The organism is Actinobacillus delphinicola, from assembly GCF_900638385.1.
Taxonomy (GTDB): Bacteria; Pseudomonadota; Gammaproteobacteria; order Enterobacterales; family Pasteurellaceae; genus Actinobacillus_C; species Actinobacillus_C delphinicola.
The window spans coordinates 386,675-398,650 of sequence record NZ_LR134510.1 but is presented as its reverse complement, the minus strand read 5'-3'; the positions used below and the strand labels follow the sequence as shown (position 1 = coordinate 398,650).

General features: G+C 37.2%; 10 protein-coding genes. 6 read left to right on the top strand and 4 right to left on the bottom strand.

Annotated elements, in window-relative coordinates:
• The first annotated feature begins 108 nt into the window (after positions 1-108).
• Together EL259_RS01825 and EL259_RS01820 are read left to right on the top strand one after the other, a co-directional pair.
• Complete coding sequence (locus EL259_RS01825) at positions 109-495, top strand: DUF1622 domain-containing protein (protein WP_126598465.1); 387 nt, start codon at positions 109-111, stop codon at positions 493-495.
• 3 nt (positions 496-498) lie between these two features.
• The gene (locus EL259_RS01820) at positions 499-828 is read left to right on the top strand and encodes a DUF1622 domain-containing protein (protein ID WP_126598463.1); all 330 of its coding nucleotides are present in this window, start codon (positions 499-501) and stop codon (positions 826-828) included.
• A 45-nt stretch (positions 829-873) separates the two neighbouring features.
• Here the strand turns inward: EL259_RS01820 and EL259_RS01815 are convergent, their stop codons facing one another.
• Positions 874-2,802, bottom strand: coding sequence for an ABC transporter ATP-binding protein (locus tag EL259_RS01815; RefSeq protein WP_126598461.1), 1,929 nt, complete (start codon positions 2,800-2,802; stop codon positions 874-876).
• Between the two features lie 192 nt (positions 2,803-2,994).
• Here EL259_RS01815 and hflK point away from each other — a divergent pair, with 192 nt between their 5' ends.
• From hflK to EL259_RS01800, 3 genes are all read left to right on the top strand, one after another.
• Complete coding sequence (gene hflK, locus EL259_RS01810) at positions 2,995-4,203, top strand: FtsH protease activity modulator HflK (RefSeq protein WP_126598459.1); 1,209 nt, start codon at positions 2,995-2,997, stop codon at positions 4,201-4,203.
• Positions 4,203-5,111: a protease modulator HflC gene (hflC, locus tag EL259_RS01805; protein WP_126598457.1), complete on the top strand. Its 909-nt coding sequence runs from the start codon at positions 4,203-4,205 to the stop codon at positions 5,109-5,111. Before hflK ends, hflC begins: the two co-directional genes overlap by 1 nt.
• Positions 5,112-5,415: 304 nt before the next feature.
• On the top strand, positions 5,416-5,865 hold the full coding sequence (locus EL259_RS01800) for a hypothetical protein (RefSeq protein WP_126598455.1): 450 nt from the start codon (positions 5,416-5,418) through the stop codon (positions 5,863-5,865).
• Between the two features lie 181 nt (positions 5,866-6,046).
• On the opposite strand, the gene pflB is transcribed toward EL259_RS01800, so the two are convergent.
• The 3 genes from pflB to focA all read right to left on the bottom strand — a co-directional run bounded on the left by pflB (position 6,047) and on the right by focA (position 10,506).
• Positions 6,047-8,359 carry a formate C-acetyltransferase gene (gene pflB, locus EL259_RS01795; RefSeq protein ID WP_126598453.1) on the bottom strand — a complete coding sequence of 771 codons (2,313 nt, stop codon included), beginning with the start codon at positions 8,357-8,359 and terminating at the stop codon, positions 6,047-6,049.
• Positions 8,360-8,419: 60 nt separating this feature from the next.
• Positions 8,420-9,586, bottom strand: a complete 1,167-nt coding sequence (locus tag EL259_RS01790) for an L-lactate MFS transporter (protein WP_126598451.1) — start codon at positions 9,584-9,586, stop codon at positions 8,420-8,422.
• 68 nt (positions 9,587-9,654) lie between these two features.
• The gene (gene focA, locus EL259_RS01785) at positions 9,655-10,506 is read right to left on the bottom strand and encodes a formate transporter FocA (protein WP_232019071.1); all 852 of its coding nucleotides are present in this window, start codon (positions 10,504-10,506) and stop codon (positions 9,655-9,657) included.
• A 363-nt stretch (positions 10,507-10,869) separates the two neighbouring features.
• Here focA and prfB point away from each other — a divergent pair.
• Positions 10,870-11,968, top strand: a protein-coding gene (prfB, locus tag EL259_RS01780; RefSeq protein ID WP_126598449.1) for a peptide chain release factor 2 whose coding sequence is annotated in 2 segments (ribosomal slippage) — positions 10,870-10,944 and positions 10,946-11,968 — 1,098 coding nt in all. Because the reading frame shifts where the segments join, the coding sequence is not laid out codon by codon here.
• Positions 11,969-11,976: the final 8 nt, after the last annotated feature.

Below are 11,976 nucleotides of genomic sequence, written 5' to 3'. Positions count from 1 at the left end.
ATGATATCCTTTTTTATTAAAACATGGTTGTAAAATAGACTATTATTTTGCTTGTAAATAGATATAATTTGGAAGGGATAGAGTTTTATAAGTGAAGAAGGCTAAATTATGATTGATGAAAATTTTAAGTTTGTTTTAAATCTATGTATTTATGCTATTGATGTTGTATCTATTATTGTACTGCTTTGGGGTGTTATTTTAGTAAGCCAAAAATTTATCCGTATTGAATTTACAGCAAAAATCCGTGCTGAAGCAGTGGAACATCTGATGGTCGCTAAAACTAATTTAGGGACATATATTTTGTTAAGTTTAGAAATTCTGATTTGTGCGGATATTTTAGAAACGATTTTAAACCCATCTTATCGTGATTTAATTGTATTAGGTGCGATTGTCGTTATCCGTACGGTTATTTCTTTTTTCTTAAATAAAGAAATTGAAAGCGCTCGTAAAGTTCATTTGGGAGTACATTCGCCTAAAGATACGGTATCGGAATAAAATATGGTTCATACGGTTATCAAAATTATCAGTGACCTCCTGCAACTAATGTGTGTAGTAGTCATGATATATGGATTGATACGTGAATTAATTTGGTTTCTGATGGAGCGTGCGAAAGGAGTTGTTTTTGATTGGCATAAAATGCTAGTGCTACGTTTTGCAATTGGCCAATATTTTTTATTTGGACTTGAATTTTTAATTTGTTCTTTTGCGCTAGTATCTATTATGCATCCTAGTTTTTCACAGATTGCATGGTTAGCTGGTACGGTTTGTCTTCGAGTAAGCACACGTGTTTTTTTAGGTACTGAACTAAAAGAATTAAAAGAACGATAGAAATAAAAAGGTATTCGTTATGAATACCTTTTTTCTTTCGTATTATTACTGGGTGAAACTACGTTTTTCTTCGAGTTCTTCCCAACGTATGAAAGCATTTTCCAGAGCTGCCTCAGCTTCGCTTAACTCAGCAAGTTTTTTATCCGTTACGGTATGATCTTGTTGGAAAAAGGCAGGATCAGCCATTTCAGCTTGAAGAGTAGTAATTTTTTCTTCAAGGTCTTCTAATAATTGTGGAAGTTTTTCTAACTCACGTTGTTCGTTATAACTCAATTTAACTTTTTGCGTAGATTTTACTTTTCCGACTTTGGCATTATCTTCTTGGGGTTCATTCACTTTAGTATTTTTGGCAACTTCTGCTGCTTTTAATGTAGCAACATTTGCTTGTTGCTGTTTTGCATCAAAGAACCCGCCCACGTATTTATTGATTTCGCCTTGCCCTTCAAAAATAAAGCACTCGGTTGCCGTATTATCAATAAATTGACGGTCGTGGCTTACAATTAAAAGAGTACCAGGATAATCGCTTAATAATTCTTCAAGTAATTCTAAAGTTTCTACGTCTAAATCATTGGTTGGTTCATCGAGAATAAGTAAATTGTTCGGTTTGAGTAAAATTTTTGCCAATAATAAACGATTACGTTCACCACCAGATAGTGCTTTAACAGGCGTCATCGCACGTTTAGGAGGGAATAGGAAGTCTTGAAGATAACCAAGAACGTGACGTTTTACCCCATTGATTTCAACATCTTGCTTACCATCTGCCACATTATCCATTACCGTTTTTTCAGGATCAAGGCTCGCACGGTATTGATCGAAGTACGCAACATCGAGTTTTGTTCCACAATGTACGCTTCCGCTTGTGGGTTGGATTTCACCAAGCAGCAATTTAATCAAGGTTGTTTTACCGCAACCATTTGGACCGATAAAGGCGATTTTATCGCCTCGCATAATACGGGCAGTAAAATCTTTGATTAAGGTTTTACCATTAATTTCGTAACAAAGATTTTCTACATCAAAGACGATCTTACCGCTACGGCTCGCGTTATCTAATTGGATTTTTACGTTCCCCTGAACATCACGGCGTTGGCGACGTTCTTCACGTAAGGCTTTCAATGCACGCACACGCCCTTCATTACGAGTACGACGTGCTTTAATGCCTTGGCGGATCCATGCTTCTTCTTGGGCTAATTTTTTATCAAAAAGGGCATTTTGCTGTGCTTCGACACGTAAATCATCGGCTTTGGTTAGAAGATAACTATCATAATCTTCATCATAAGATTGGAGTTTACCGCGATCTAAATCGACAATGCGGGTTGCCATTTTACGAATGAAAGCTCGGTCATGGGAAATGAAAACGATACTGCCTGTAAAATCCATCAGTAAATTTTCAAGCCATTCGATAGTTTCAACATCCAAATGGTTAGTCGGTTCATCTAAAAGCAGAACATCTGGCGAGCTAACTAAAGCACGCGCTAATGCAGCTTTACGTAACCAACCACCTGAAAGTGATTTTAATTCTGTATCGGCATTGAGTCCGAGTTTTTGTAAAATTTCGTTAATTTTTTGTTCAAATTGCCAACCATTAGCGTGATCGATCTCAGCTTGAACCTGTTCTAATGCTTTTAATACGGAATCAGAAGCATCGGTTGCTAATTGTTGGACAATATGATGATGTTTTTTTAAGAGATTGGCTAAATGTCCGATACCCTCAGCGACATAGTCAAACAATGTACCTTCAGCATTGCGTGGCGGGTCTTGTTCTAAGCGTGAAATTACTAAGTCTTGTTCAAAAATAAGTTGCCCATCGTCTAGTTGAATTTCGCCACCTAATACTTTTAACAACGTTGATTTTCCCGCACCGTTACGTCCGACTAAACAAACCCGTTCCCCTGGTTCAACGAATAAATCACTTTTATCAAGGAGAGGGTGATCACCAAAGCTTAATTCGCCTTGATGTAAATTAATTAATGCCACAAGTTTATCCTTTAAATAAATACCAAAATATCCACAAATTCTAGCAAAAAACTGTGGTCTTTTCTAATAAGAACAATCGGTGAAAAGTGTTAGAGTTATCGTTGATTTTTAAACGGATTTGATAGACTTAATCGTACATTTTGTTTAGACTAGTGTTCAATTTTTTGACTTTGTATCAATGGAGAACAGTGAATGTCAATGAACAATTCAGACCAGGATCCGTGGAGCAAGCCAGGTGAACAAAAACCGAATGGTAACCAACGCCCACAGCAGAATGGACAAGGTAATCAAGAACAATCGCCTCCCGATTTAGAAGAAATGTTCAATAATCTACTAAAAAAATTAGGTAGTGGCGGACGAGGCAATAAAACACCACGCTCATCTAATGCGTCCCCATTGAATTGGAAAAAAATTATTCCCGCAGCGATTGTGGTTGCGGTAGGAATTTGGGGTGCAAGCGGTTTTTATACAATTAAAGAGGCTGACCGCGGGGTTGTTTTACAATTTGGTAAATTAGATGGAGTAGTTCAACCAGGATTAAACTGGAAACCAACTTTTATTGACCGTGTTATTCCGGTTAATGTTGAGCAAGTAAAAGAACTACATACATCAGGCTCAATGCTTACGCAAGATGAAAATATGGTTAAAGTCGCAATGACTGTCCAATATCGAGTTGAAGATCCAGCTAAATATCTCTTTAGTGTGACCAATCCAAATGAAAGCCTAATGCAAGCGACAGATAGTGCATTACGTTATGTGATCGGTAACATGAATATGGACGAAATTTTAACAACAGGTCGTAGCGTTGTACGTGAAAAAACTTGGAAAGCGATTGAACAAATCATTAAACCTTACAATATGGGGCTTGAGATTTTAGACGTGAACTTCCAGTCAGCACGTCCACCTGAAGAAGTGAAAGCTGCGTTTGATGACGCGATCAAAGCACAAGAAGACGAACAACGTTATATCCGCGAGGCAGAGGCTTATGCCCGTGCGAAAGCACCAATTGCACGTGGTGAAGCGCAACAAATCGTCCAAAGCGCAAATGCATATAAAGAACAGGTTGTCTTAAATGCACAAGGTGAAGTAGAGCGTTATCAACGTCTATTGCCAGAATATTTAGCAAATCCAAAACTTTTACGTGAACGTATTTATCTCCAAACCATGGAAAAAATTATGGCGGAAACACCAAAAGTTGTGATGGATAATAGTAATGCGTTAAATATATTACCGTTAAATAAACTGATGGAAACCATGAAAACTGCACCTAAAAAAGCAGAACAAAAATCTGTTGTGGTGACGCATGCAGATACACCTGCTTTGGAGAAAAAAGTCGTTACTACATCGGATTCTGATGGGACATTTAATATCTATTCAGATAGAAAAGGGAGATTTAACTAATGCGTAAATTAGTACCTAGCTTGATTGTCTTAGTATTAATCCTACTTTATTCGAGTGTCGTAGAAGTACAGGAAGGTACGCGTGGAATCATGGTACGTTTCGGTAAAGTTCAGCGTAATGCAGAAAACCAAGTTGAAGTTTATCAACCAGGATTACATTTTAAACTTCCGTTTATTGATCAAATGAAGATCTTAGATGCACGTATTCAAACTTTAGGCGATACGGCAGACCGCTTCGTGACAGTTGAGAAAAAGGATCTGCTGGTTGATTCTTATGTAAAATGGCGTATTAGCAATTTTGGTCGTTTCTATACCGCAACAGGTGGTGGCGATTATAATCAAGCATCAAATTTATTACGCCGTAAAGTGAATGATCGCCTACGTTCTGAAATCGGTTCTCGTACGATTCAAGATATCGTTTCAGGCACACGTGGTGAATTAATGGCAGATGCGAAAAAAGCCTTAAATACTGGACCAGATAGTACATCTGATTTAGGTATCCAAGTGATTGATGTTCGTGTTAAACAAATTAATTTACCAGACGAAGTATCGGCATCAATTTACCAACGCATGCGTGCAGAACGTGACGCAGTGGCACGTGAACACCGCAGTGAAGGTAAAGAAAAGGCGGCATTTATTCAAGCTGATGTGGATCGTAAAGTAACCGTAATTCTTGCTCAAGCAAATAAAACCGCACTTGAATTGCGTGGGGAAGGGGATGCTCAAGCAGCTAAACTTTACACCGATGCTTTTAGTAAATATCCAGATTACTTTAGCTTTATCCGTAGCATGCAGGCTTACCAACAAGCCTTCAAAAATCACAATAACTTGATGGTGGTGAACCCACAAAAAGGTGATTTTTTCAAATATATGCAAAATCCTGATGCAGATATGGCAGCCGCGAAGTAATTAGGTTATTTGTCAAAATAACGAATCACGCCCCAATTTTCGTAAAAATTTTTACGATTTTCGGGGCGTGATTTTTTGTGCTTAAATTTTCCTATCCTGTCTCAATTTTATTTCCAAAACGCTTTAAAGGTTTATTCAGGCTGCTCATTCGTAATAAAAGTTCAGAATTCATACAAAATCAATAGCGGTTCGACCTGTTAATAAAAAATAGCTATTTTGTTTTTTTTTGTACAATCCGTAAGCTTTAAGCAAAGGCTCAGCGGTTATCCGCTGAGAAATGAAAACAACACGATAGGAAGAAAAAATGCACTTCAAACATCTTTTAAAAGGCTTAACCATCACCACACCAATTTTAGCCACTGCGGTATTAACCGCATGCCATGATAATACTAATATTGCGGGAAAATATGTAAATTCAGATAACCCGAAACAAATACTTGATGTATTAAATGAAGGACGATATCAAGATGATAAAGAATTTCTTTTTATTGAAAATATGCACTGTGGTTCTATAAGAAAGAGAACTGGGGTTAAATTGGTAAAAGATAAGTTTATTACTATGGGAGATTACTTTACTCGTGGTGGAGATAAAATAGGAAGTATCAATGGGGATGATATTACTATTTATGATAGTAAATGTAAGCCAGTAATTTATGAGAAGGTTCAGGATTACAATAGAGAAGATCAAGAAAAAATAGAAGAAAGAGAAAGTATTTTACAAAGAAATGCTTATATAGAAGCTAACGGAGGCTAATAAATTACTTATAAAGAATTATTTTCCGTTTTTATAAAATCACGCCCCCATTTTCGTTTAAATTTATGTGTTTTTTAATAAAAGTCATAAAAATTTCCGAAAATCGAGGCGTGATTTTTTATTTAAAAAAAACAAAAACCCCCGTTTGCACGAGGGTTTTTTATTAAACGTGAGTTATCAATTATAGGCTTTCAGTGAAAGTACGAGTGATAACGTCGCGTTGTTGTTCAGGGGTTAATGAGTTGAAACGTACTGCGTAACCTGAAACACGAATAGTTAATTGTGGATATTTTTCAGGGTGTTCAACCGCGTCTAATAAAGTTTCACGGTTTAATACGTTAACGTTCAAGTGTTGACCACCTTCGATTGTTGCTTCGTGGTGGAAGTAACCATCCATTAAGCCCGCAAGGTTGCGTTTTTGTGCTTCGATGTCTTTACCTAACGCATTTGGAACGATAGAGAAAGTATAAGAAATACCATCTTTCGCGTAAGCAAATGGAAGTTTAGCCACAGAAGTTAATGACGCTACCGCACCTTTTTGGTCACGACCGTGCATTGGGTTAGCACCTGGACCGAATGGTGCACCAGCTTGACGACCATCTGGGGTGTTACCTGTTTTTTTACCGTACACTACGTTAGAAGTGATGGTTAATACAGATTGAGTTGGCACTGCATTGCGGTAAGTTGGGTGTTTTTGAATTTTTTTCATGAAACGTTCAACTAAGTCGCAAGCGATTTCGTCAACACGTGGGTCATTGTTACCGAATTGTGGATATTCGCCTTCGATTTCGAAGTCTAATGCCATGTTTTCAGCAACGACATTACCGTCTTTGTCTTTGATGTCGCCACGAACTGGTTTAACTTTTGCGTATTTGATTGCAGAAAGTGAGTCAGCTGCAACAGAAAGTCCTGCGATACCGCAAGCCATTGTACGGAATACATCGCGATCGTGTAATGCCATTAATGCTGCTTCATAAGCATATTTATCGTGCATGAAGTGGATGCAGTTTAGCGCAGTTACATATTGAGTTGCTAACCAATCCATGAATTCATCCATACGTGCCATTACTTTATCGTAATCTAAAACTTCATCTAAGATAGGTTCAGATTTAGGACCGATTTGTGCACCAGATTTTTCATCGCGACCACCGTTGATTGCGTAAAGCATAGTTTTCGCTAAGTTTGCGCGCGCACCGAAGAATTGCATTTGTTTACCAACAACCATTGGGCTTACACAACAAGCAATTGCGTAGTCATCGCTGTTGAAGTCTGGACGCATTAAGTCATCGTTTTCGTATTGAACTGATGAAGTGTCAATAGAAACTTTCGCACAGAAACGTTTGAATGCTTCTGGTAATTTTTCAGACCAAAGGATAGTTAAGTTTGGTTCTGGAGATGGACCCATGGTGTAAAGGGTATTTAACATACGGAATGTATTTTTAGTTACTAAAGTACGTCCGTCTAAGCCCATACCACCAAGACTTTCAGTTGCCCAGATTGGGTCGCCTGAGAATAATTGATCGTATTCTGGAGTACGTAAGAAACGAACCATACGGAGTTTCATTACTAAGTGATCCATTAATTCTTGAGCTTCTTTTTCTGTTAATGTGCCTTCACGTAAATCACGTTCAATGTAGATGTCTAAGAAAGTAGAAGTACGGCCGAAAGACATTGCAGCACCGTTTTGTGATTTAACAGCTGCTAAGTAACCGAAGTAAGTCCATTGGATTGCTTCTTTTGCGTTTTGTGCAGGACCAGAAATATCGCAACCGTAAGATGCTGCCATTTCTTTCATTTGTCCTAATGCACGATGTTGTTCTGCGATTTCTTCACGCAATTGAATAGTCATTTGTAAATCTTCGCCAGCTTCTAATTTGCTTTGTAAAGATTTGAATTGCGCAAATTTGTCTTTCATTAAGTAGTCGATACCGTATAGAGCAATACGACGGTAGTCACCAATGATACGACCACGACCGTAAGCATCTGGAAGACCAGTGATTACGCCTGATTTACGGCAACGTAAGATGTCTGGGGTGTAAACATCAAATACGCCTTGGTTGTGGGTTTTACGATAGTCAGTAAAGATATGCTCAATTTCAGGATCTAATTCACGACCATAAACTTCGCAAGAACCTTTAACCATACGGATACCACCGAATGGCATGATTGCACGTTTTAATGGTGCATCAGTTTGAAGACCAACGATTTGTTCAAGTGCTTGGTCAATGTAACCTGCTTTATGAGAAGTGATAGTTGACGGAGTATTTGGATCAATGTCATAAGGTTCGTGAGTTTGGTTTTCAACCTTAATTTTTTCCATTACTTCGTTCCAAAGCTTAGTAGTCGCTTCAGTTGCGTCTGCTAAGAAACTTTCATCACCTTCATAAGGGGTATAGTTTTTTTGGATGAAGTCACGAACGTTAACTTCTTTTTGCCAATCACCACCTTTAAAGCCTCTCCAGGCTTCAATTTGTTGTTCGGTTAGTTGAGACATATTCTTCTCCTATAACGAATTAAAAAATAAATTTTAAAAAAATTTTTAAAATAAAATTGCTTATGGATTCTGCGGAGATTTTAAGGACAACATGATAATTGCCGCAATAATTGAGAATACGAGGATTAAATAGAAAGTTGCTGTGAAGCTTCCCATGATACTCGCAATAGCTCCGCCAAGTAATCCACCAATACCAAAACCTTGATAGATAATGCCATAGTTTTTGGTATGGTTTTGTAGGCCAAAATATTCACCAACGATAGCAGGGAATACTGGTAAATTGCCACCAAATGAGAAAGCAATTCCGCCTACAGATAATAAAAATAAACTATAATTCAATGGCACGAATAAAATGATACTGACTGAAATAGCGATAATTACAAATCCTAATGCAGACACCTTTGTACGTTCGATTTTTTCTGATAGCCATCCGAAGATAAACCGACCTAAGGTGTTAAAAATAGCAATGATAGCCACCGCATTAGCTGCATCTTCTAGAGATACATGTGCAAATTCTACTCCAATATTTTTCGCAATACCAATGACATATAAACCACTTAAACATGATGCTAAAAAGCAAATAAATAATAAGTAAGCTTGTGGACTTGAAAAGAGTTGTTTAGGGGTAAACTCTTTGATTTGTCCTTGATTGTTACGTGTTGCAGTGGTTTTAACGACTGCATCTTTTAGTAGGAGTGCCCCGATAAACACAAGGGCAAAGGTTAAGATTCCCCAATACATAAAAGATGCTTCGAGTCCAACAGACTTGAGTAGGGCAACATTGATGTATTTGAACCCTAATGAACCAAGACCGTATGCACCAACTGAAATACCCGAAATCACCCCCTTCTTATCTGGAAACCATTTCATGCAGTTAGAGAGTGTAAGCATGTAAGCGATACCATCGGAAGCACCAACAATAATTCCGCAGATATAAAGCATAATAAGAGAGTGTGTTTTCGGAATGAAAACTAACCCAAGACCTAAACCTATTGCACAAAGGATAACGACTTTTTTTATCCCCAAATATTCTTGCAATTTTCCTGAAAATAATGTCGAAAAAGCAAGCGCAAAACTTATAATTGAAAAAGTTAGCGTAATATTGGGCAATGCAGCATGTTCAAACTCTGCTAATTGCGAGTTAAATAAACTCCAAGTATAAATAGAACCTAATCCAAACTGCGCAATAATCGTACCAAATAAAACAATATTTCGATTTTGATCCATCGTGTAAGTTCCCGTTATTTCATGGAGTAGTTCTACTCAATAAATGAGTAAAACTACAAGTTTTTAAATTAATGATGATGTGGCTTGTTAAGATAATATTGGACAAGCGAAATACAAACTCCACCGCCGATTAAATTTCCTAAAGTCACAGGAATAAGATTCTTAACAATAAAATGGTAAATATCTAGATCTGCAAACTGAGCTTGATTGATACCAAGTTGTTGCCAAAAATCAGCACTGCCAAAGTGAGCAACAATGATGCCCATTGGAATCATGAACATATTTGCAACACTATGTTCAAAGCCAGATCCTACAAACATACCAATTGGTAAGATCATAACTAAAATTTTATCTGTCAGTGTTTTACCTGAATAGCTCATCCATACTGCAGCACATACCATAATGTTACATAACATACCTAGACAGAAAGCTTGCCACCATGTATGGTGAATTTTGTGTTGAGCTGTTTTTAAAATCGTTAATCCCCATTGACCATGATCAGCTAAGGTTTGTCCAGACCACCAAATAAGCATAACGATAAACATAGCACCAACAAAGTTACCTAAATAGACTACGATCCAGTTTCTAATCATTTGAAACGTAGTAATTTTGCCTGTTACACGGGCTACCATTGACATGGTTGATGAGGTAAAGAGTTCTGCACCGCAAACAACAACCATAATTAAACCTAATGCAAAGACCATACCACCAACTAATTTAGTAAGTCCCCAAGAGGCAGTAGGTGATATACCAGTTTGAGTTGTTGTATAAAATACGAAAGCAAGGGCTATGAATGCGCCAGAAGTGATAGCTGAAACAAAAGATAAAAATGGTCTTTTGCGTGCTTTATATGCTCCAACGTCTTCGCCAATTTGAGCCATTTGTGTCGGCGAAGCCATAAGTTCAATAATTTTTTCCATAATTTTTTTGATAACTTTCCTTGAAAAAACAGTTGCAAATATTCTAAAGGATAGAAACATTTTTTAAAATGCTAAAAAAAAGCAGAAAATTGATCGAAAACAAAATAAAGTCATTTAATATAAGGCAATCTACTGTTAATGAGGTAAATCTGAAATCGATATAGACAATTATATAAAGTATTCAAATAAAAGCTGGGTAAAATTTATAAAAAATAACTTCACATTTTTTATAAATTTTGTATAACAGGGAAAATAACTTTATGTGACGTTGTATGTACAGAAGAAATAGGATTATGAATCGCTATTCAAAGTAACTAAAATAACCTATAATTCACAGTTTAATAATTTACGGAGAAATAGGTGATGTTTGAAATTAATCCACTAAAAAATCACCTCGCAGATTTGACGCAACGAACGCAGTCAATTCGGGGGTATCTTTGACTTCGACAGTAAATTAGAACGTTTAGAAGAAGTTAATGCTGAATTAGAGCAACCAGATGTTTGGAATGAGCCTGAACGAGCACAAGCATTAGGGAAAGAGCGTTCTACGCTAGAAGAAATTGTAAATACCATCAATCAACTTAATCAAGGAATTGATGATATTGAAGGCTTGATTGAATTAGCCATTGAAGCTGAAGATGAAGAAACTTTCTTAGAAGCAGAAGCTGAAGCAAACACATTAGAAGAACAGCTTGCAAAATTAGAATTTCGCCGTATGTTTAGTGGTGAAAATGATGCAAATGATTGCTACCTCGACTTACAGGCTGGCTCAGGTGGTACTGAAGCACAGGATTGGACTGAGATGCTTTTACGAATGTACCTGCGTTGGGCAGAAAGTAAGGGATTTAAGACAGAACTTATAGAGGTTTCAGATGGTGATGTGGCAGGAATAAAATCTGCGACTGTAAGAATTTCAGGTGAATATGCTTATGGATGGTTGCGTACAGAAACGGGTATCCATCGTTTGGTTCGTAAATCACCTTTTGACTCAAATAATCGTCGCCATACTTCTTTTAGTGCTGCGTTTGTTTATCCTGAAATTAACGATAATATTGATATCGATATTAACCCTGCAGATTTACGTATTGACGTATACCGAGCATCAGGTGCAGGCGGACAACATATTAATAAAACGGAAAGTGCCGTACGTATCACGCATATTCCATCAGGTGTTGTAGTGCAATGTCAAAATGATCGCTCTCAACATAAAAATAAAGATCAAGCGATGAAGCAATTACGTGCTAAATTGTACGAACTTGAAATGAAAAAGAAAAATGCGGAAAAACAAGCGATGGAAGATGCAAAATCAGATATCGGTTGGGGTAGTCAAATTCGCTCGTATGTGCTTGATGACGCTCGCATTAAAGATTTACGTACCGGTGTTGAAAACCGGAATACTCAGGCAGTTTTAGACGGCTCTTTAGATCCTTTTATTGAAGCAAGTCTTAAAATGGGACTATAACATTCATT

What these genes read in the sequence shown, in the direction of transcription:
- EL259_RS01825 (WP_126598465.1), top strand. Translation starts at nt 109, where the DNA reads ATGATTGATGAAAATTTTAAGTTTGTTTTAAATCTATGTATTTATGCT.
- EL259_RS01820 (WP_126598463.1), top strand. Translation starts at nt 499, where the DNA reads ATGGTTCATACGGTTATCAAAATTATCAGTGACCTCCTGCAACTAATG.
- hflK (WP_126598459.1), top strand. Translation starts at nt 2,995, where the DNA reads ATGTCAATGAACAATTCAGACCAGGATCCGTGGAGCAAGCCAGGTGAA.
- hflC (WP_126598457.1), top strand. Translation starts at nt 4,203, where the DNA reads ATGCGTAAATTAGTACCTAGCTTGATTGTCTTAGTATTAATCCTACTT.
- EL259_RS01800 (WP_126598455.1), top strand. Translation starts at nt 5,416, where the DNA reads ATGCACTTCAAACATCTTTTAAAAGGCTTAACCATCACCACACCAATT.
- pflB (WP_126598453.1), bottom strand. Translation starts at nt 8,359, where the DNA reads ATGTCTCAACTAACCGAACAACAAATTGAAGCCTGGAGAGGCTTTAAA.
- EL259_RS01790 (WP_126598451.1), bottom strand. Translation starts at nt 9,586, where the DNA reads ATGGATCAAAATCGAAATATTGTTTTATTTGGTACGATTATTGCGCAG.
- focA (WP_232019071.1), bottom strand. Translation starts at nt 10,506, where the DNA reads ATGGAAAAAATTATTGAACTTATGGCTTCGCCGACACAAATGGCTCAA.